This is a genomic window from Rhizobium sp. CB3171 (assembly GCF_029714265.1).
In the GTDB taxonomy this organism is placed as follows: Bacteria; Pseudomonadota; Alphaproteobacteria; order Rhizobiales; family Rhizobiaceae; genus Rhizobium.
This window is the reverse complement of sequence record NZ_CP121653.1, coordinates 967177-986583: the sequence shown is the minus strand read 5'-3', so window position 1 is coordinate 986583 and position 19407 is coordinate 967177. Positions and strand designations below refer to the sequence as shown.

Genomic DNA, 19407 nt, shown 5'->3' with positions numbered 1-19407 from the left:
GGTTCGATTGCGATCGAAGTGTGATCTCCGCCGAAGCCGACCTATTCTGCAAGCCGGCCACCACACATCGGCGTTGGGACGCCCGTCGTGCCTGGAAAGCTGATCGGCAGGCCTCGCAAGACGCGCACGGCCAAGAATGCAAAGCATTCGGCTTCGACGGCATCCCCACGCCAGCCGAGCGTTTCCGCCGAGATGGGCTCGACGCCAGCGCGGGTCCTGAGCATCGACATGATCGTCGGATTGCGGCGGCCGCCGCCGCTGACCACCAGCTTCTTCGGGCGGCGGGGCAGCAGGTCCAGCGCCTTGCCGACAGCGGATGCGGTGAAGGCCGAAAGCGTTGCCGCACCGTCCTCGGGGCCAAGTCCGTCAGCCATGGAGGCTCCGAAGTCGAAGCGATCCAGCGATTTCGGATAGGGGGCGCTGAGATAAGGATGTTGCAGCAGCTTCGCAAGCCTTGTCTCATCCACCGTACCAGCTCGGCCGAGCGCGCCGTCCCTGTCCATCTCGCCAAGGCCATGGGATTTGACGAAATCATTGAGAGGCGCATTGGCCGGCCCGGTGTCGAAGGCGACGAAATTGCCCTCCCCGTCCGACCAAGTGATGTTGGCGACACCGCCGAGATTGAGGATGGCGGTATCGTCTCCGGCGCCTGCACGCCGCAACAGGGCGGTATGATAGACGGCCGCCAGAGGCGCACCCTGCCCGCCAGCGCGTACATCGGCGGAACGGAAGTCATAGGCAACCTTGGTGCCAAGGATGGAGCGCATCAATTCGCCGTCGCCGAGCTGGCGTGTATCGCCGCGACGCTCCTTTTGCGGCGCGCGATGCAGCACGGTCTGGCCGTGGAAACCAACCACACCGATATCGGCCATCGTCAGCCCGTGGCTTTCAACAAGGTCCTTCACCGCGTCCGACTGCGCACGCGTCAAGGCCTCCTCGGCTTTTCTGAAGATTTCCGGCTCCGGCCCGTTGAAATTCCAGACCCTGGCCTGCGCCAATGTCTCTTCCAGCAATGTCTTGATCCACTCCGGATAGGGCGCCAGCACATATTGACCGAACTCTTCGATCCGCTCGCCATCCGTCTTGAGCAGGGCGACATCGATATTGCCGTCGAGAACGGTTCCGGTCATCAGACCCACGGCCCAGATTGGTTCCATGATCAAGCTCCTAAGCTTTGTTGACGAGATCGCCGACGGTCTGGCGAAGCGCCACGATCCCGCTGTCGAAATGGCGTGTCGGGTGAATACGGTTGGTGAGCAGCGTCCAGGCCCTTCCCTTGTCGAAATCGATCCAGAGGCCGGTGCCGGTAAAGCCGGTATGGCCGATCGTGCCCGGCGAGCACAAGCTGCCACCCGACCAGCCGTCATAAGGCCGCTCCCATCCATGCGTGCGGGTCGCCGATAACGGCGAGCGCATCAACGCGATGGAGCGCTCGGAGGCGCCGGAGCCTCTAAGCAAACCCACGGCAAAATCGAGGACCGCGTCGGCCGTTCCGAACAGGCCGGCATGCCCGGCACCCTGCAAAGCGGAGCAATTATCATCATGGACTTCGCCCGAGAGAATGCGGTGGCGCCAGGTGCAATCCTCCGTCGCGGCAGCCTGATCGGATGTAGCGGAAAACGCAAAACCCGGGCCGCCGGCATCCATGTCGCGGATCGTCTGACCCGTCAGGCGCTCCAAGGCGAAGCCGAGCAAGATGAAATTGATGTCGGAATAAACCGGCGGACCGGCCCGCCACTCACGCTGGAGAATGAAGGCGCGCAGCAGGTCGGGATCGCGGCCGTAGGTATAAAGCGGTTCGACGGCCGGAAAGGGCGTCTGATGGCCGAGGCACTGGCGAAAGGTCACCTTCCGCTCCCAGGCAGCCGCATCATATTGGCGCAGATCCGGCAGCAACGAAATCAGCGGCGCGTCGAGATCGATCGTGCCGGCTTCCGCCAAGGCCAGGATGCGCGGCGTGGTGAAGATGACCTTGGTCAGGGAGGCCAGATCGAACCAAGTATCGGCAAGCATTGGCCGCGTGATCGGAACCTTCTGCGCTGAGCCGACCGCGCGGACCATCCGATCGCCGTCGCGATCGATAATGCCGAGCACGCCGCCGGGAATGCGCCCGGTCGCAACGGCGGCTTCAACGGGCTGGAATGCCCGATCGAAGCGCTGCGCGAATTCCGTCTTCCCTGTCGCCGTCATGCTTCCCCCGCGTCTCTCTTTCAGGCTTCCGCCTGGGCTATATGATCCGGAGCGAATTGTCGCCATTCGGTTGCCGCCGGCTCGAACCCGAGCGGGCGCACCAGAGAGGGGACCTGACGCGTATCCAGCGCAAAATTCTCCCGCCGGCGATCAACCGCCGGAACGGCCGAGATCAACCGCTTGGTATAGGAATGCTTCGGCTGCGACAGCACCGACACGGCATCGCCGATCTCGACGATCTGGCCGGCATAGATCACCGCGATCCGGTGCGCAATCCGCTCGACCACCGCCATGTCATGCGAGATGAAAAGATAGGCAAGCCGGTACTCCCGCTGCAATTCGATCAGAAGATCCAAGACTTGAGCCTGAACGGAAACATCCAACGCCGAGACGGCTTCGTCCAGCACCAGAACCGAAGGGTTCAGCATTAGCGCGCGTGCAATGCACAGTCTCTGGCGCTGCCCGCCTGAAAATTCATGCGGATAGCGTTCGAGACTGTTTTCGGGGAGGCCGACGCGCTTCAGCAACATGGCCATCCTGTTGCGTGTTTCCCCCGACGCCCGTCCGCCGGCGGCAATGACGGGTTCCGCCAGGATGCTATCGACGCGAAGTCGCGGGTTGAGCGAGGCATAGGGGTTTTGGAACACCATCTGCACGGCGCTCGTCCGGTCCGCCGTCTTTCCGGCATTTGCGGTAAATGTGCCCCGCGTCGACTTCACCAATCCGAGAATTGCCCGCGCCGTAGTGGATTTACCCGAGCCGCTTTCGCCGACGATCGCCAGCGTTTCGCCGGGCAGAAGATCGAAACCGACGCCTTCGACCGCATGCACCGCGCCAGTCGGACGGTAAAAGAAGCCGCCCGATACCGGGAAGCGAACTGTCAGCCCATCAACCTTGAGCGCCGGCGCAGCCTCTGCGGTCTCATCGCGGCTAAAATCCGAACGGGTCGCGCGGCCGGCCGAAAAATGCGGCACGGAATGAAGGAGATGCTGGGTGTAGGGATGGCTGGGTTTATCGAGGATCTGATTCAGCTCGCCCTGCTCGACCGCCTCGCCAGCCTGCATCACCATGACCTTGTCGGCGATACCAGCAACGAGACCGATATCATGGGTGATGAAGATCATCGACATGCCGGTCTCGCGCTTCAGCTCGGCCAGAAGCGCCATGATCTGCGCCTGCACTGTCACGTCGAGTGCCGTTGTCGGCTCATCGGCGATCAGCAGGCGCGGATTGCAGGCAAGCGCGGTCGCGATCATCACACGTTGCAGCATGCCGCCGGAGAGCTGGTTCGGGCAATATTTCAGCCGCCGCGCAGCATCGGGGATGCGGACGCGATCCAGCGCATCCTTTGCTGCAGCGGTTGCCTGACGACCGGTCAGCCCGCGATGCAGGCGGAAAGACTCTTCGATCTGCGTGCCGATGGTCAGCACCGGATTGAGCGAGGTCATCGGCTCCTGGAAGATCATGCCGATCTCGGCGCCGCGGATTTTGGTGAGTTCCGCTTCCGTCGCCATCGTCAGATCGAGAACGCTGTTGTCGGCGCGCCTCAGCTTGATCGAGCCGCCGATGATGCGACCGCCGCCAAAATCGACGAGGCGATTGATCGAGAGTGCGGTCACCGATTTGCCCGAGCCACTCTCTCCGACGATCGCCAGCGTCTCACCGGCTTCGAGATCGAAGCGGATGCCACGGACGATCTTGTTGGCCTCCGGATTGCGGCCGAAGCCTACTTGCAGGTTTGACACAGAAAGCAGAGGGCTCACAGGCTGGACCTCCGCATTTTCGGATCGAGAACATCACGCAATGCATCGCCGAGCAGATTGAAGCCGAGGATGCTGATCATGATGGTGAGGCCGGGGAAGATCAGCAGCCAGGGTGCGGTTTCCATCAAGTTGCGGCTGTCGCTGAGCATCAAGCCGAGCGAAGAGGCCGGCGGCTGAGTGCCGAGGCCGAGGAAACTTAAGCCGGCTTCAGTCAAGAGGGACCATGCCAGCGCCAGGGTGATCTGGACCGTCAATGGTGCGACGAGGTTCAGGAGCAGATGCCGTGTCAGGATATAGGGCTTGCTGCTGCCAAAGGTGCGGGCGGCATCGACGAAATCGCGCGATTTCAGCGAGAGGGCCGGCCCGCGCACGACGCGGGTAAAGATCGGCGTATAGACGATGGCGATCGCCGCGACGCTGGTCCAGGTGCCGGGGCCGACTATGGCGATGATCAATAGCGCGAGAAGGATGGCGGGGAATGCCAGCAATACATCCATCGTGCGCATGATCACCCCGTCCCAGCGCTTGCCGAACCAGGCGGCGGTCAGGCCGAGCACGGTGCCGATCAGACTTGCAAGCGCAACGGAGAGAAAGGCGACGATGAAGGACTCGCCGATGCCGTTCATTAGCCGACTAGCAACATCGCGCCCTAGCAAGTCCGTCCCCATCCAAAAGGCGCCACTTGGAGCGTGCAATCGGTTGAGCGGGCTCCGCGTCACGGGATCATAGGGGGTCAGTCCCAGCATGCCGAGAGTGGCAAGGATGAGATAAACGACGACAATGGCGCCGCCAATGCAGCCGCTCGTGTGCCCGAAAATGGCTTTGACGGTGCGCATCAGCCTTCTCCCAAGCGAACGCGCGGATCGAGTGCGACATAGGCGAGGTCGACAAGCAGGTTGACGATCATGAAGTTGAAGGCAATGAACAGGACACAGCCTTGAACGAGTGCGTAATCGCGTTGCTGGATCGCATCGAGCACCAGCCGCCCGAGACCGGGCAGCGCGTAGATCTGCTCGACCAGCACGGCGCCGCCAAGGAGATAGCCAAATTCCACGCCGCTCAGCGTCACCACCGGAATGAGTGCGTTGGGCAGCGCATGACGCCAGATGACGCCCCGGGCTGGCACGCCGCGGCTGCGCGCAGTGCGGACATAGTCGTCACTCAGCACATCGAGCATGGCCGAGCGCACGACACGCGTGACCGAAGCGGCGAAGGCAAAACCGAGTGTCAATGCCGGCAGGATCATCTGGCCGAGATTGCCAAGCGGATCCTGCAAGAACGGCGTGAACGCGCCCATAGCCGGCAGGACACCGAAGCCTGCCGAAAGGGCATAGATAATGAGAAGTCCGAGAACGAAATTCGGGGTGGACTGCCCGACCATGGCAACGACGCGTACCGCGAGATCGGACAGTCTTTCATTTCTTGTCGCGGCGAAGACGCCTGCCGGCAGGCCAATCAGCAGCGCGATCACCATGGAGAGCAGCGCAAGCTCAAGTGTCAGCGGAAACCGCTCGAGGATGATGTCGAGCACCGGTTTGCCGTAGGTGACGGAAATGCCGAGATTGCCCTGCAGCACACCGAACAGCCAATGCCAGTACTGCACGAACCATGATTGGTCGATGCCGAAATAGGCCGCCAGCGCCTGCCTCTGTTCGGGTGTCAGCAGGCCGGCATTGGTTCCGAGCATAGCCGTGATCGCATCGCCCGGCACCAGCCGGATGGCGACGAACACGAGGACGGACACTCCCAACATGATCAGCGGGAATGTCATCAGCCGGCGCGTCAGGTAACCCATGGGACTTCCTCTAGAACCAGATACCTATCCTTACTGGATGGATACCTTGCTGAGGCCGAAGAGAGAGCCCGTCGGTGTCGGCACGAAGCCCTGAACGTTCTTCTGCTCGGCCGTGTAGCCATAGGCGGTGTAGAGCCAGATCCACGGCGAGACTTCGGCAATGTGCTTTTCGAAGTCGCCGAAAATGACCTTTCGCTTGGTGGGATCGGTTTCGACACGACCTTTCTGCATCAGGCTGTCCAAGGTATCGTCGATATAGTTCGCGACCTTCTGCAGGTTGCCGGTCTTCGTCCAGTAACGGTTGTACATCGAATAGGGATCGGCGCTGCCGCCATTCAGCGCAACAGCCATATCGAAATTGCCCTTCAGCCAGGCATCGACATAGACGTTGAGTTCCATGACCTTGATATCGAGCTTGATGCCGATTTCGGCGAGCTGCGACTGGATGACCTGGGCTTCGGCGGTGGCGGTCGGCGGCTCACCGGTGGCGGCGATCACGGTTGCGGAGAAGCCGTTGGCAAAGCCGGCGTCGGCCATCAGCTTCTTCGCCTTTTCGACATCGCGCTTGTAGCAGAAGAGCTGGCCCGGATCGGTCGCATAAAGTGGCATGGTCAACGGGCCCGTCACCTTGCCTTCGCCGAGCGCTGCCGTATCCAGCACATCCTGCCGGTCGATCGCGCAGGAGATTGCCTGGCGCACGCCCAACTGATCCATCGGCTTGTGCGAGGGATTGAGCTGCAGGACGTTGTAAGAAAGCACAGGCGTGCGGGTCAGTTGCAGCTTCGGCTCCTTCGGAACCAGCGTCGCTACCAGCGGATCGTTCAGAAGCGCGAAATCGATCTGACCGGTGCGAAGCGATGCCAGGATCGCCGTTTCATCCGGAAGGACGCTGATGTCGATGCCATCGACACCGACTGTGCCGCCGGCCCAGGCCTTGTTGGCGCTCAGGACCTCCTTGGAATTCGGAACCCAATTGTCGAGCTTGAAGGGACCGGAACCGATCGCCTTCGTGCCGATGGAGCCGGCGGTGATTTCGCTTGCCGGAACGACGGACGCGTTGAGGCTGGTCATCGACGTCAGGATAGGAACATCGGGCTGCGACAGGTGGAAGATGACGGTCGTCGCATCCGGCGTGTCGATGCTGGCAATCGACAGGAAATTGGCGCGTGCGGCGGCACCCGTCGCCTGGTCGAGAATGCGCTGGAACGACGCTTTCACGTCAGCCGACGTGACCGCGGCGCCATTCTGGAACTTCGCATTCGGATTGAGCTTGAAGGTCAGCTCCTTGCCATCGGAAGAAAACTGCCAGCTCTCGGCAATGGCAGGAACGATCTGAAGATTGCTGTCGAGCCGGACGAGCGGCTCATAGATCAGCTCCAGCAGGCGGATCGAGGAAAAAGCGGTCTGCTTGTGCGGGTCGAGGCCGGTCGCATCCTGCGCCCATGCCATCCGCAGCGTTGCCGCCTGCGCTTCGGTCGAAACCGCCGCCACGCCGAGAGCTGCCGCCACTGCGACGCACGAAATCAGCTTCCTCGCAAAATGCCTTTTCATTCTTTTCTCCCTCCGAGCGTCTTAACGCTTCCCCAGCCGATTTTGGCTACTTCGTAAAAGCTATTGCCATTGCAACTTCAGTTCACGCGGTCTTCGCATTGATCGCTCTTCGCAGAAATCCACCAGCGTTTTGCAATGCCACGCGAGCTTCTTCAATGCCCATTCCGGTAATTTCCATGAGTATGGCGAGTTTGACATCATTGCCGGTTTGGTCGAGCACGCGGCGTGCTTCTTCCTGCGTGCAGCCGGTCGCCTGCATGACGATCCTGGAGGCGCGGGCGACCAGTTTCTTGTTGCTCGCATTCACGTCGACCATGAGGTTCTGATAGCTCTTGCCGATCCGGATCATGCTCGCCGTCGTCAGCATGTTGAGAATGAGTTTCTGTGCCGTTCCCGACTTCAGCCGGGTCGATCCCGTCAGGATTTCCGGACCGACGACGGGAGAAATCGCAAGATCGGCAATGCCGGCGATGACGGAATTGGGGTTGCAGGACAGGGCAATGGTGGCCGCGCCGACGCTCTTTGCATAGTTCAGCCCGCCGATGACGTAGGGCGTACGGCCGCTGACGGCGATGCCGACGACAACATCCGCGGCCGTCACGTTGATATCCTGCAAAGCTTGGCGACCCTCTTCCGGATCGTCCTCCGCGCCTTCGATCGAGCGTTGCAGCGCGTCGGGGCCACCAGCGATCAGGCCGATCACCATGCTCGGCGGCACGCTGAACGTCGGCGGGCATTCGGATGCGTCGAGAACACCCAGGCGGCCGCTGGTGCCCGCGCCCATGTAAATTAGTCGGCCGCCTTTCTGAAAGGCCGCGACGATTTGGTTCACCGTAGCAGCAATCGCGGGAATCACCTTCTCGACTGCAGCGGGGACTGTTTGATCCTCATAATTGATTTCACGCAGGATATCGAAGGTCGACAGTAGATCGATATGCATCGTGTTCGGATTGCGACCCTCGGAAACCAACTGCTCCAGTTCGGATATCAATCTTTGCTCTGTCATGTGCCTGCTCTCGGAAGAATGCTCTTCGATATCAATAGATCAGGGATGGCGAGCTCGATCGACAAGGATCGGGCTAGCCGCAGCAGCCTTGGATTTTCAACACAACAGAAAGCTGGTCATCAGCACAAGCAGCCGGCCTTTATGGCTTCGTTCGCTGCTGGCCTCCCTGTTTACCTTCGTTAACATTATGTCCATTTATTCCGCCAGTCAATCATGATAGGAATAAAATATTCCATATTTAATGCGTAAAACCGACGACGCGCGGAGCCGTCATTTCAGCGGCCGCAGACCGACTTTCTGGCAAGAATGATGGCGCCCGAAACGGCATCGCCGTCGATGGGTTTGAGGCGGCGGCGGACATCCGGCGCCAGCCACGGCTCAAGCGGGCTGGAAAGGCCGCCGAGCAAGGAGACGCGCGGAGCACCCTTGTCGAAGAGGGTGCGAATCAGCGTGTCGATATGCTCGGCCGCATTTTGGACGATACGCCGCCCGGCGGCATCGCCCTGATCCGCATGGCGCATGACCATCGGCGCCAGAGCGGCGTAGTCCGTGGCGGAGGCGCGGTCCATCCAGGCGACCGCTTCCATGGGATCATTCTGAAATCGCTGCATGATCTCGGCCAACAGTGCCGTCTTCTCGTGGCGGCCATCATTGGCGCGTAGCGCAAGCTGCACAGCTTTTAACCCGAGATCCGCGCCGCTGCCTTCGTCTGAGATCGGAAAGCCGTATCCTCCGACCCGCAAGTGGCGGCGCTCGACAAAACCCAGACCGATCGATCCCGTCCCGGCAATGACGATCGCACCGTCGCGGCCCGAATGGGCACCGAGGCAGGCGCCCTCGCCGTCGCTGACGAAATCGATGCTGGCAAAGGGATGCTTTATGGCTCGCAGCGCCTCTAGCGCACCCTTGCGCCCGATCCCGGCTAGGCCGACGCCCGCGTGAACACGCACGATGTCAGATGGGCTGAGGCCCGCCTCTTCGATCGCGGCTTCGAAAGCCCTCGTAATGGAAGCCCATGCTTCGGCTATGCCGAGCCGCGTGGTCGCGGGGCCGGATAGTCCCTGGCCCAATACGGCCCCGGCCGCATCCTCGATCCTTGCGCGACAGCCGGTGCCCCCGCCGTCGATGCCGAGAAAGTAGCGCGCATCGTCTGTTTCGCCGCTCATGACGTCAATCGTTCGATATCAGCGCCGCAAAGGCGGAGTTTGCGATCCAACTGCTCGTAACCGCGATCGAGATGATAGACGCGGTTGACGATGGTTTCACCCTTCGACACCAGCGCCGCCAACACCAGAGAAACGGATGCGCGCAGATCGGTCGCCATGACCTGCGCCCCTCGAAGAGGTGCGCCGCCGCGGACCAGCGCCGTGGTGCCCTGCAGCGTGATGTTGGCGCCGAGACGCATCAATTCCGGCACATGCATGAAGCGGTTTTCGAATACCGTTTCGCGGATCAGCGAGGCGCCGTCGGCGCAGCAGGCGAGCGCCATGAACTGCGCCTGCAGGTCTGTCGGAAAGCCAGGATAGGGTTCCGTAGTGATATCTGCGCCCTTGAGTGGGCCATCCCTCGAAACCACCAGGCCGCGATCGCTTGGCCAGACGCTGACGCCCATGGCTTCCAGCACCTGCACGACGGAAGCGAGATTCTCTAGCCGAGCGTGGATCAGTTCAAGCTGGCCGCCGGTGATAGCAGCCGCGACGGCATAGGTGCCGGCCTCGATCCGGTCGGATATGCCATGATGCCGGGCAGGCTGCCAATTCGTGCTGCCCTCTATCAGGATGCGATGCGTACCTGCGCCCTCGATCCGAGCGCCCATGGCTGTAAGGCAGGCGGCGAGATCGGCCACCTCCGGCTCGCGCGCTGCGTTCAAGATTTCCGTCTCGCCCTTGGCAGCACATGCCGCCATCATCGCCGTCTCGGTCGCGCCGACGGATGGGGAACTCAAAACGATACGCGCGCCCTTCAACCCGCCAGGGGCCGATGCGACGATCAGACCGTTCTCGATCGCGATATCAGCGCCAAGCGTTGCCAGGGCCTTGATATGCATGTCGACCGGCCGTGCACCGATGGCGCAGCCACCAGGCAGGGAGACGCGGGCGTGTCCGAAGCGAGCCAGCAGCGGCGCAAGCACCAACACCGTCGCCCGCATGCGCCTCACCGTGTCGTAGGAGGTCTCCTTGGAGACGATAGCGCTGGGATCGATGGTGGTTCCGTGTGCCGTACGGGTCACAACCGCTCCATGGAGGGCAACGACGCCGAGCATGTTCTCGACATCGGTCACGGCGGGTAGGTTCGTCAGTTCCAGCGGATGCGGACTGAGTAGCGCCGCCGCGATCTGCGGCAAGGCGGCGTTCTTGGCGCCGGAAATCGTCACAGCGCCCAGCAACCTGTTTCCGCCTGATATCCGCAATCTGTCCATGATTTGAAACCCGTCGAAGAGAGGGGCGAAGGAGCATGCGCCATCTCGTCTGCTTCCGGTTCAAGACTATTCGTTCATTCCGCCATGTCAATGCGGAGTGGAATTTTTTATTCCTCGCATTTGTGCTAACGTCAGCGGCCGACGGAGTGAAAGCATGGTTGCCCACCCTCGGTCAGATGATATCTTGTTGCGCGACTATGTCGGCGTGTGAACTGGCCTCCAGGGCCTGAAGGGGCGGATGTCTATCTTAAAGAAAATCAGCGCGAAGCTCGAAGGCATGGCGCCGGCCGATCGCCAGATCGGGCAATTCATCGTCGAAAATCCCGATCAGATGCTGCGGCTCTCCTCCGCCGCCCTTGCCGCCGAGACCGGCCGCAGCCAGTCGAGCGTCGTCAAGTTCAGCCAGAAACTCGGCTATGCCGGTTATCAGGAACTGAAACTCGCCGTCAGCGAGGCCAAGGCGCAGGAATGGCAGGCCCCGGCGGGCATGATCCACGGGACCATCGAAGTCGATGATGGTTATCTGACGATCCTGCAAAAATTGCTCGGCAGCAAGCTGCAGGCCATGCAGCAGACGATCGCCGTCAACAATGAACTCGATATCGGCAAGGCGCTGAAAGCGCTCTACGAAGCCCGCCGCATTCATCTCGCCGGTGTCGGCGCGTCTTCGCTGGTCGCTCGAGACTTTTCCTATAAGCTTATGAAACTCGGCCGAAATGTCCTGCACGACAGCGACAGCCATGTACAGATGGCCAATGCTTCCACACTCGGCCCCGACGACCTGCTATTCGCCCTCTCCTATTCAGGCACCAGCATCGAGACTCTCAGGATCGCCGAACTCGCCAGCCAGCGAAATGCGGTCGTCATCGCCGTGACCGGCCTTCAGGACAATCCACTGGCCCACGTCGCCGATATCCGCCTCTATACCGTCGGCGACGAAGACCGCGTCCGCTCCTCGGCGATTACGGCGCGCGACGCGCAACTGATGCTCACCGACCTGCTGTTCATCCTGCTCGTGCAGAGGCAGCCAGACGCGAACGATTACGTTCACAACAGCGAAGCGGCCGTCTCGGTGCTGAAGGCGAAGCAACTCTCCTAGCAGGGGCGCTCACCCGTCGGACGCCTATCAAACACATTCGGCAAGCCAGTGTCTGATATCGTCTATTGAACGCATCAGGATCGAGGGATTATCACGGGCCGGAATAAAACCCCAGCTCTGCCAGAATGTCTCCGCCTCCGTGTCTATAGCACGAACCACCACAGCCCGCCCTGCAACGATATCCGCGCCGGCGACGCAGCGCGCCAGCGCGTCCTTCACCAGAGCCGAGCCGATGCCACGTCCGGCGTAGCGGCGGTCAACGGCGAGCTGACCGATCAATAAGCAGGGGATGGGATCAGGCGGACGGCCCGTGCGAATCTTGTGTGGGGTGGCATTGGGCTCAATGACGGAGGGAGCAAGGCCGTAATAACCAACGACGACATCGTCATCAGCCACGACGAGGACTCGGGTGAATCCGCGTGTCTGATTGGATCGCGCAAAATTTGCCAACCAATCATCCAGCGCAGGTTTCCCGCAGGTAAAACCATCCAACCGGTGATGATCGGATAAAAGGGCGATGCCGGAAAGCGCCATGGTCCTATTGTTCCCACGGCGCCTTGCGCTGCAACCGCTCCCTCACCTTTGCCGGCGGAACTGCCGGTGTTGCGCCGATGACCTGCAGGAAATCATCGAAAGCTCCTGGCGAAAGACGAATGACCGTCTCGTTCAAGATCGCGGTTTGCGCCTCATGAACTGCGGCGCGGCGCATGAACTCCGTACGTGACAGACCGAGCAGTTCCGCGCCGCGGTCAATGATGGCCAGATCGTCATTGCGCAACCGCATCGATACGGGTGTCTCTTTTTTCTGCGCAGGCGTTGCCATCACATGATCCTCAGTTTCAGAAGAAAAATAGGCCAATGTAATGCAAAGTGCAATACAAGAGAGGTGATCGCATCAAGCGGTTCGCTTTAAAACCACAGCGATCGCTTCGGCTGCACCAAATCCGGTTTCGAGGGCGCCGTGTGCCGTTGAAAAGCGTGTCGGCGAGCAGGCTTCGCCGGCAAAGAAGAGCCTGTCGTCAACGGTCTCGCCGAGCACGATACGTTCGCCGGAAGCACCCGGTTCGGCATAGGAATAGGATCCGCCAATATGTGGCTCGCCACGCCAGGCCGACATTGCCACAGCATCAATCCGACGGCCGAAGGCGCTTCCGAAATGCTTCGTCAGCTCTTCTCCGGCGAATGCGAGCGCCGCCTGCTCCCCAGAGGCTTCCAGATCCCGCGCCAGTGAACCGCCATAATAGGCCTCGATCAAGGCGGTGCCGAAGGGGCGTATCTGGTAGGAACCCGTTCGGACCTGATCCAGGGAACCCGTCAGTCTGGTATCGATCGGCAGATCGTCTGGTGAGAGCACGCTCAGGAACAGCTTGTTGGCAAGCCCCAGCGGCAATCGACTGGCCGCTTCCCGCTTTCTCGGCAGTGGCGGATCGAATTTGATCTGATCCTTGGCAATCACATTTGTCGCGACCGTGACCAAGACCATGCGTGCACGCAGCGTGCCGCGATCCGTCTGCAAAAGGATGTATTCGGCGCCGCGATGATCGATGGTTTGGACCACAGTCGACAGCATCGTGGGTACCGGCTGCGCGTAGGCCGAAATCAGCGTCCCATACCCCTCACGTACGCGCCAGTCCGGGCCAGGCCCCGGATCATAATGGACATAATCGTGAATGGAGGCCGCCGCGAGCTCGACGCCATTTAGAAACGTGCCGATTGCTTCAACACAGCCATTCCAGCGATTTCCGGGTTCCAGCAGTTCGTCGAGCGATCCGTCTTCGCCGGAATCCCCCCGTTGTTCCGCGCGCGCGAAAAAGGCGCCGATGGCGGATCTCGCTTCCGCCCCTCCGATCGTCCGCCCGCCTTCGCTCCAGGGGGCGGGCGTCGTTTCCACCGTCAGCCCGAGCTGGCGGGCAATCTCGGTCCATCCATTCGTCCTCGCGCCGTGGAGCCATCCGCAGCCGAGATCGACGGGCTCATCCCCGAGCGATGACAATCGAAAGGTCCAGGCGCGACCTCCGACCCGGTCCTTCGCCTCGAGAATCAACACCGAAACGTCGGGGCGGAGGGATTGCAGCCGCCGCGCCGCTGCGACGCCGGCCGCACCGCCGCCAATAATGGCGACATCGATTGTTTGGCCCCCGGACCAAGGATTGCGCAAATGCCTTTACCCTTCCGCTATGCCGGACTGCATTGCACCAATGCAGTCCATGGTACTTCCAAACAGCGTCTAACCCCCAGTCGATTTCTATCTTCAGGGCTATACCAAAGCCGATTTACTTACGGCTTGATGCCGTTGAGATGGCTCTCGAGGAAGTGCAGATTGTCCTGGCCCCAGTAAAGCTCGCCGTCATAGAGGAATGATGGAAAGCCGAAGACGCCATTCTTGATCGCAAACTCACGGTCCGCCGTCCACTTGCCCTGTACGTCCGCATCCTGTTCCCGCTTTGCGAGCGCATCGCCGTCGAAACCTGCGGCGGTGGCGATCGCCTTGCGTACCGCGGGATTACCGATATCTTCGCCGCGACCCCAGAAGGCTTCCTGTAGGGCTTTCGTCAGTTCGAGCCAGGGCTTGCCGTCGAGATAGGCGGCGATGACCATGAAGGCGGCAGGCGCCGGGTCAGCGAGCGGCGGGCGATTTTCCAGAAGCAGTTTCTTGCCGCGAAGGCCGGCCCAACGCTTGAGATCCCGCTGCCAATATTGCCGGCGAGGCTCCGGCCGATTGCGCGAGAAAATGCCGCCGTTCTCCTCGAGGACGATGGTGAGATAAGGCCGGATTTCCGCGCCCGTCTTTTCGGCGAGATCGAGAAACGGCTCCAGGCCGATATAGGACCAGGGCGAGCCGATGGAAAAAACGTAATCTATGATCTTGGTCACTGTTTGCCGCATCCCATGCATGATGATGAAAACTCGCGGAGTTTGATCAGCAAGGCGGCGGGTGTGCAAGCGCCAAGCGAATGCCACGGGGGAATTTCCATAACGATATCGTTACCTGACTACCGCCGATTCCGTCGCTGCTTGCTATGCCAATATCGAGCTCAGCGTTATGCAACCGCTTTCCAATCGAGCCCAATATCGAGTGTCGGCGCGCTATGCGTCACCCAGCCCACCGAGATCAGATCGACGCCCGAGGCAGCAATTGTCGCGGCAGTTGAGGGCGTGACACGGCCCGAGGCCTCGGTGATTGCGCCCCCGGCAACGATGCCCACCGCTTCGCGCAATTGATCGGGCGTCATATTGTCGAGCAGCACGGCGTCGACGCCTTCTGCCATGGCTTCACGAAGCTGGTCGAGCGTGTCCACTTCAACCTCGATCTTGACCATGTGGCCGACCCCGGCTTTCGCCCGGCGGATAGCCTCTGTGACGCCGCCGGCGACCGCGACATGATTGTCCTTGATCAGCACGGCATCATGGAGCGCAAAACGATGGTTCATACCGCCGCCGGCCCGGACCGCATATTTTTCCAGCGCCCGCAGTCCCGGCGTCGTCTTGCGGGTACAGACGATCGAGGCCTTCGTGCCGCTGATCGCCTCGACGATACCGGCTGTTACGGTCGCGATACCCGAGAGATGGCCGAGGAAATTCAGTGCGGTCCGCTCCGCCGTCAGCAGGCCGCGAGACGGGCCTTCGATCGTTGCGATCATATCGCCGGCAGCCACCTTTGCGCCGTCGTGCAGATGACGGGTCATGACGATCCGCGGATCAACGAGCTGGAAGGCGAGTTCCGAGGCATCCAGCCCGGCGACCACGCCCGGCTGGCGCGCCACCATGGCAACGGTGGAACGGTGATCCTCCGGGATGACGGCGGCAGACGTGATATCGCCGGCAAGGCCGAGATCTTCCAGCAGAGCATTGCGCACCAGCGGCTCGATGATGAGGCGCGGCAGGGGAACGAGAGTCATGTCAGGCGCTCCTGGCGAAAGTATAGGGAATGACGGAACGGGCGATATCCAATGCATCCGGCAGTCGCATTGTCCGCCGCTGAGTATGCTTCAGTTTCAACGGAAAATCCGTGCGGGCATGGGCGCCGCGCGATTCCGTTCTGAGACTTGCAAAGACGGCGATCAGCAGCGCCACCACGGCAGGATCGGCGGCCGCACCTTCGCTTTCGGCCAGCGGCAACAGCGCAGCGATCGCTCCGTGAATGGCGCCGGCGTTGCGAAGCACGCCGAGATGACGCGAGGCGATCGGCCGGACAAGCGAAGGATCCGGAACTATCGGACGTGCGTGGACCGACGGCATATTCGCAGAGGTCGCAGCAGTGCTTCCCATGTCCCGTGCGGCACGCATGCCCATGACGGCGGCCTCCAGCAACGAGTTGCTAGCGAGCCGGTTGGCTCCGTGAAGGCCGGTTGACGCCGCCTCCCCTGCCACCCAGAGGCCGGAGACGGAACTGCGGCCGTTTACATCCGTGGCGACCCCGCCCATGTGATAATGGACGGCGGGACGGACCGGGATGAGCTGGCTCGCCGGATCAATGCCTGCCTCCCGGCAGAGCGCATCGATCACGGGGAAGCGAGCGGTAAAGCGATTGCCGAGCGCTTCACGCGCATCGAGAAAGACGCGGCCGCCGCGGGCGATTTCCGCGCTGATCGCCCGCGCGACGATATCGCGTGAGGCCAGTTCCGCGCCGGGAACCTCCGCCATGAAACGCTCGCCTCTCTCATTGACGAGCAAGGCGCCTTCGCCGCGCACGGCTTCGCTGACCAGTGCCAACGGCCGCCGACGCGAATTGAGGGCTGTTGGGTGGAATTGCACGAACTCCATATCCGCAAGAAATGCTCCCGCTCTCGCGGCCAGTGCGATTCCCTGGCCGAAATTGCCGACGGGATTGGTCGTCGCATCGAAGAGACCGCCAATGCCACCGGTCGCGAGGAGAATACGGGACGTCGGCAGAGCGGCCATTCCCTTTGGTGTCGCGCATAGGAGGCCGCTGATCCGCTCGCCATCCAGGAGGAGCAGCCGCCGCGCCTCATATCCCTCAAGCACCGTAATGGACGGCGTGTTGGCGACGGCATGCACCAGCGCCCGAACAATCGCCGCGCCGGAGCCATCACCTTCGGCGTGAACAATGCGGCGACGCGAATGGGCGGCTTCGAGGCCGAGCGACAAGGCTCCCGCACCATTTCGGTCAAAGCGGACGCCTGCCCGCTCCAGAGCGGCGATTGCCGCGGGCGCTTCGGCAATGATGCTTGCGGCCACTACGGGATCGCAGAGCCCATCGCCAGCGGCAAGCGTATCGGCGACATGCAACTCTGCGCTGTCATCCGCTCCCATGCTCGCGGCAATACCACCCTGCGCCCAGGCGCTCGACGTCTCGGCGCCGAGTGCTGCGCGTGTGATGATGACGGTCGGCTGCGGCGCCAGCGTCAATGCCGCCATCAGGCCGGCGAGACCGCTGCCGACGATGACGACGCGGTCTGCAAGCTCGTGAAGAACCTCGGTCATATCGCCAGCATCCTTTCCACCGCGCGGCGTGCTGCGACCGCAATTGCGGGGTCGACAGTCACTTCATGCTGGTTTTCCTCGAGTGCCCTGCGGATATTGCCGAGTGTGATGCGCTTCATGTGCGGGCAGAGATTGCAGGGCCGGACAAACTCGACATCCGGATGATGGATGGCAACATTGTCGCTCATCGAGCATTCGGTCAGCAGCACGACGCGCGCCGGGCGCTTCTTGCCGACGTAATCGGACATGACGGCGGTAGAGCCGGCGAAATCCGCTTCCCTGACAACGTCAGGCGGACATTCCGGATGGGCGAGCACCGTAACGCCGGGATAATTTTCGCGTAGCTGGCGCACATCGTCGGCGGTGAAAAGTTCATGCACTTCGCAATGCCCATGCCAGGCGATGATCTCGACATTGGTCTCTCGGGCGACGTTCTGCGCCAGATATTCGTCGGGGATCATCAGCACCTTGGGAACGCCGAGCGATTCCACCACCTGTTTGGCATTGCCCGACGTGCAGCAGATATCGGATGCCGCCTTCACTGCAGCGGACGTGTTGACATAGGTGACGATGGGAACCCCAGGATGGGCTTGGCGCAAAAGTGCGATGTCATCCGGCGTGATCGATTCCGCCAGCGAGCAACCGGCCGCCATATCGGGGATCAGCACGGTCTTTTCCGGATTGAGCAGTTTGGCGGTCTCGGCCATGAAATGCACACCGGCGAGCACGATGATGTCGGCATCTACGTCGATCGCCTTGCGAGCGAGCGCCAAGCTGTCGCCGACTATATCAGCGACACCGTGAAAGATTTCCGGCGTCTGGTAATTATGCGCGAGGATGACGGCGTTGCGGCGACGCTTCAACTCGAGGATCGCCTCGACATCATCCTGAAACATCATCCATTCGGCTTTGGGAATGACGCGGCTGACGCGATCGTAGAGGGAGGATGCGGATACGGGTTGGTTCATGACCGGCTTTCCTAATTATACTCAGATTGAGTATATTATGCGCAAATAGATATTCTCGTTGTGAGCATATGTCAATTGCGGGAGAGCGGTAATTTCGTTCCGGCAAGTTCGCGTTCTTCGAGAATGGCGCGGCGGAAACGGAAGAGCTTTGCCGGCCGCCCTCCTGTCTCGCTTTCGGTCGCGCCTGTTTCCTCCACCAGCTCCTGCTGCTCGATCAGCCGGCGGAAGTTTTGCTTGTGCAGCGTCAGGCCCGCCAGGGCCTCAACGGTACGCTGCAGTTGAAGGAGCGTAAAACTCTCCGGCATCAGTTCGAAAACGACGGGGCGATATTTGATCTTCGCGCGCAGCCGCGCCATGCCGGTCGCGAGAATCCGCCGGTGATCGGCAAACATCGGCCGACCGGAATTGCCCTGCTGAGCGCAGCCCGCCTCCAAGACAAGCCGAGCCTCATAAAGAAGCTCATAGCGTTGCAGAACAAGGTCTTCATTCCAGGTGGCATCGTTCAAACCAAAAGCGAAATCGGCGCGGCGCCGGCGTTGATCGCGCTTCGCCGAATCGTCGGTGATCCAGCTATTCAGCCGCTCGACGATATCATCCATGACGGCCGGCCGGCCGTTGCGGTGGTCTTCCCAAGGAAAATATTCGTACCAACCATGCCATCCCGGCCGGCCACCGCCAGGCGCCGCCTGCTCCCGCACGAGGCCGAGATAGCTGATCGAAATCGTCCGGCCGCCCAGGATCTCGTTGTTCCTGTCTCGGTCGGCAAATGTGTAAAGCTGCTCGAGATAGCCGACCGGATGCGCCGTCTGCTCGCGCACCCATTCGCGAAGACCGCTCTGCAACGTCCGGTGCCCAAGCTCGAACGGTCCCGACGGCAAAGCATCGCCGGAGCGCACCGTCATGACCCGGGGATCGTTGCCGGTGACGGCCGTCAGAACCGCGATCAATTCGGCGTGAGCAAGTCCGATGGTCAAGGAGATTCCCTATCTTGTTCGAGCTCTGCTTTTCTCGCACGAAGCGTTACCGAAGCCAATGCAGCCGTTCGGCCACTCAACAATTCCCGACAATATAAACGCGTGCAAACTCCTACACGCGAGCACTTGCAGCCAGCCAAACATATTGTAAGCGTCCTATTGATATATTGATACATTAGTGCTTTAGTCTTGCACGT

18 protein-coding genes are annotated in these 19407 nt (G+C 61.2%); 1 reads left to right on the top strand and 17 read right to left on the bottom strand.

Annotated elements, in window-relative coordinates; genetic code table 11:
• Positions 1-41: 41 nt before the first annotated feature.
• From QA648_RS23890 to murA, 9 genes are all read right to left on the bottom strand, one after another.
• On the bottom strand, positions 42-1157 hold the full coding sequence (locus tag QA648_RS23890; RefSeq protein ID WP_283053946.1) for an anhydro-N-acetylmuramic acid kinase: 1116 nt from the start codon (positions 1155-1157) through the stop codon (positions 42-44).
• Between the two features lie 10 nt (positions 1158-1167).
• The gene (locus QA648_RS23885) at positions 1168-2190 is read right to left on the bottom strand and encodes a serine hydrolase (RefSeq protein ID WP_283053945.1); all 1023 of its coding nucleotides are present in this window, start codon (positions 2188-2190) and stop codon (positions 1168-1170) included.
• 20 nt (positions 2191-2210) lie between these two features.
• Positions 2211-3953 (bottom strand): ABC transporter ATP-binding protein, encoded by a 1743-nt coding sequence (locus QA648_RS23880; RefSeq protein ID WP_283053944.1) that lies wholly within the window; start codon positions 3951-3953, stop codon positions 2211-2213.
• Positions 3950-4789: an ABC transporter permease gene (locus tag QA648_RS23875; RefSeq protein WP_260305143.1), complete on the bottom strand. Its 840-nt coding sequence runs from the start codon at positions 4787-4789 to the stop codon at positions 3950-3952. The genes QA648_RS23880 and QA648_RS23875 overlap by 4 nt, the downstream gene beginning before the upstream one ends.
• Entirely contained in the window at positions 4789-5748 is a 960-nt protein-coding gene (locus tag QA648_RS23870) for an ABC transporter permease (RefSeq protein WP_283053943.1), read from the bottom strand. The genes QA648_RS23875 and QA648_RS23870 overlap by 1 nt, the downstream gene beginning before the upstream one ends.
• A gap of 30 nt (positions 5749-5778) precedes the next feature.
• Positions 5779-7299, bottom strand: coding sequence for an ABC transporter substrate-binding protein (locus QA648_RS23865; protein WP_283053942.1), 1521 nt, complete (start codon positions 7297-7299; stop codon positions 5779-5781).
• An 82-nt stretch (positions 7300-7381) separates the two neighbouring features.
• Positions 7382-8305 (bottom strand): N-acetylmuramic acid 6-phosphate etherase, encoded by a 924-nt coding sequence (gene murQ / locus QA648_RS23860; RefSeq protein WP_283053941.1) that lies wholly within the window; start codon positions 8303-8305, stop codon positions 7382-7384.
• Positions 8306-8580: 275 nt separating this feature from the next.
• Entirely contained in the window at positions 8581-9471 is an 891-nt protein-coding gene (locus QA648_RS23855) for an N-acetylglucosamine kinase (protein WP_283053940.1), read from the bottom strand.
• Positions 9468-10724, bottom strand: coding sequence for a UDP-N-acetylglucosamine 1-carboxyvinyltransferase (murA, locus tag QA648_RS23850; RefSeq protein WP_283053939.1), 1257 nt, complete (start codon positions 10722-10724; stop codon positions 9468-9470). The genes QA648_RS23855 and murA overlap by 4 nt, the downstream gene beginning before the upstream one ends.
• Positions 10725-10962: 238 nt before the next feature.
• Between murA and QA648_RS23845 the strand changes: the two genes are divergently transcribed.
• Positions 10963-11823: a MurR/RpiR family transcriptional regulator gene (locus tag QA648_RS23845; RefSeq protein ID WP_028750248.1), complete on the top strand. Its 861-nt coding sequence runs from the start codon at positions 10963-10965 to the stop codon at positions 11821-11823.
• 27 nt (positions 11824-11850) lie between these two features.
• On the opposite strand, the gene QA648_RS23840 is transcribed toward QA648_RS23845, so the two are convergent.
• From QA648_RS23840 to QA648_RS23805, 8 genes are all read right to left on the bottom strand, one after another.
• Positions 11851-12357: a GNAT family N-acetyltransferase gene (locus QA648_RS23840; protein WP_283053938.1), complete on the bottom strand. Its 507-nt coding sequence runs from the start codon at positions 12355-12357 to the stop codon at positions 11851-11853.
• Between the two features lie 4 nt (positions 12358-12361).
• Positions 12362-12646 carry a DUF1778 domain-containing protein gene (locus QA648_RS23835; protein ID WP_260305150.1) on the bottom strand — a complete coding sequence of 95 codons (285 nt, stop codon included), beginning with the start codon at positions 12644-12646 and terminating at the stop codon, positions 12362-12364.
• 72 nt (positions 12647-12718) lie between these two features.
• Positions 12719-13981, bottom strand: a complete 1263-nt coding sequence (locus tag QA648_RS23830; protein WP_283053937.1) for an NAD(P)/FAD-dependent oxidoreductase — start codon at positions 13979-13981, stop codon at positions 12719-12721.
• A 119-nt stretch (positions 13982-14100) separates the two neighbouring features.
• A complete protein-coding gene (locus tag QA648_RS23825; RefSeq protein ID WP_260305152.1) occupies positions 14101-14697 on the bottom strand; it encodes a DsbA family protein in 597 nt (198 codons plus the stop codon).
• Positions 14698-14864: 167 nt separating this feature from the next.
• On the bottom strand, positions 14865-15722 hold the full coding sequence (gene nadC, locus QA648_RS23820; protein WP_283053936.1) for a carboxylating nicotinate-nucleotide diphosphorylase: 858 nt from the start codon (positions 15720-15722) through the stop codon (positions 14865-14867).
• 1 nt (position 15723) lies between these two features.
• Positions 15724-17268, bottom strand: a complete 1545-nt coding sequence (locus QA648_RS23815) for an L-aspartate oxidase (RefSeq protein WP_260305154.1) — start codon at positions 17266-17268, stop codon at positions 15724-15726.
• Positions 17265-18236: a quinolinate synthase NadA gene (gene nadA / locus QA648_RS23810; protein ID WP_283053935.1), complete on the bottom strand. Its 972-nt coding sequence runs from the start codon at positions 18234-18236 to the stop codon at positions 17265-17267. Before nadA ends, QA648_RS23815 begins: the two co-directional genes overlap by 4 nt.
• 71 nt (positions 18237-18307) lie before the next feature.
• Positions 18308-19210: a hypothetical protein gene (locus QA648_RS23805; RefSeq protein WP_283053934.1), complete on the bottom strand. Its 903-nt coding sequence runs from the start codon at positions 19208-19210 to the stop codon at positions 18308-18310.
• Positions 19211-19407: the final 197 nt, after the last annotated feature.